Genomic DNA, 1,399 nt, shown 5'->3' with positions numbered 1-1,399 from the left:
GTCCATAGAGGGCCTCAAGCTCGGTAATCTTTTCTATAAAACTCTTAGTCTCTTTTTTCCTTCCCACACTCTCACCCCTTGTAAATCAAATAAAAGAGAGGGACGTCTATCCCTCTCTCGTTAAGGACGTCCTTTGACGTCTTGCTTATTCTTCTGTTGGTTCGCCTGGAGCCTCTAAGGAGAGAACCTCTTGGGCGGTTGGTAAGTATTCACTGAATCCAGTCAACTCGGAACCTTCTTCCACGATTTCAAAATTATAAGTGGATTTTCCTCCATCAAGAGCAACCTTACTAATATCGACTTGCAGAACACCCGTGATATCAATATGAAGGAAGGAAGGGAGCTGACGATCATATCCCATTAACTCGGCATAGAATTTAAAGAAGTCATGAGCGGCACCCGAGAAGGTTCCCACGGTGGAGCCGTCTTTCAAAAAGAAACGAGTCCGGAATCCGTTGCCTTGTGCCTGGCCGTTCCACTCCGGAGAGTTGCGGTCAAACTTCGGAATGTATTTCGCCTCAAGTCCGACGAGTTCCATGCGGGCGATTCCTTTGCGGTCGCCTTTTGATTCTTCAAACTTGGCTAAGAAATTGATGAGGGTAAAAGTATCCTCGCTGATTGATTTCGCTTTATGGGCTTTGATTAGGGCTTTGATGGCTGACATGTTTTTCATTCTCCTTTTAATTGGTTTAGTTGGGCTTGCGTGTCTTGCTCTACATGAATAATCATTTTTAATAATGAATGATGTAGATGGGCTAACTTGTGAAAGTCCCAGTTTGAATGACGTTCATTGTACCCGATTAATTGCTCGATTACTTCTTCGATTAATTCTTCTTCTGACATTGTTCGAGGGTAACGGGCTTATAGATATTTAACTTTCCCTCTCTAAGCTCGATCACCACTCTTTCCCCCCTTCCTACTCCGATTGCCTCGCGGAGGTAAGCAGGAAAAAGAACACGGCCCACGCTGTCTAATTTTGTTTCTAGTTTGATTTCTTTGACTGTTTCTGTCACTGTCTGTCACCTCCTGTTATTAATATAGTACTTTCGTAATCTTTTGACAAGAGGTTTCGACGAATTTTTTATATAGAATTTTTCGTACCTTAATAGAGAATGAGAATACTAGGGACGTCCGCCGCATAGACTGATAGTGTAATCCTATACGAGGGAGGAATCCTATAATGAAAGTCACTTGTATTCACTGTCAAAAAGAAATCCCCCAGGACGATATAAAGGAGATTGATTCCTTTATGGCTTATATCTGTCCTCATTGTCATTGTTCCGTTTTTGATAAGAAGGTGGAGTCATGAGAAAAGATTCGGATTGTTATCGGCCCACGGTTCGATATGATTCCCGGTTTAAGGAATACGTCGAGGAGCTCTTTCATTGTACGGACTTAG

Annotated in this window: 2 protein-coding genes; both read right to left on the bottom strand. The window is 42.6% G+C overall.

The genetic code is table 11. The annotated features are described in order from the left end of the window. Nucleotides 1-145 precede the first annotated feature (145 nt). Nucleotides 146-673, bottom strand: a complete 528-nt coding sequence (locus HF312_21600) for a hypothetical protein (protein MCU7522806.1) — start codon at nt 671-673, stop codon at nt 146-148. Nucleotides 674-824: 151 nt separating this feature from the next. Further along, nucleotides 825-1,013, bottom strand: coding sequence for a hypothetical protein (locus tag HF312_21595; GenBank protein MCU7522805.1), 189 nt, complete (start codon nt 1,011-1,013; stop codon nt 825-827). Between the last annotated feature and the right edge of the window lie 386 nt (nt 1,014-1,399).

The organism is Ignavibacteria bacterium (genome assembly GCA_025612375.1).
Lineage (GTDB): Bacteria > Bacteroidota > Ignavibacteria > Ignavibacteriales > SURF-24 > JAAXKN01.
Note: the sequence above shows the minus strand (reverse complement) of the source record. Positions and strands in the feature narration are given on the sequence as shown.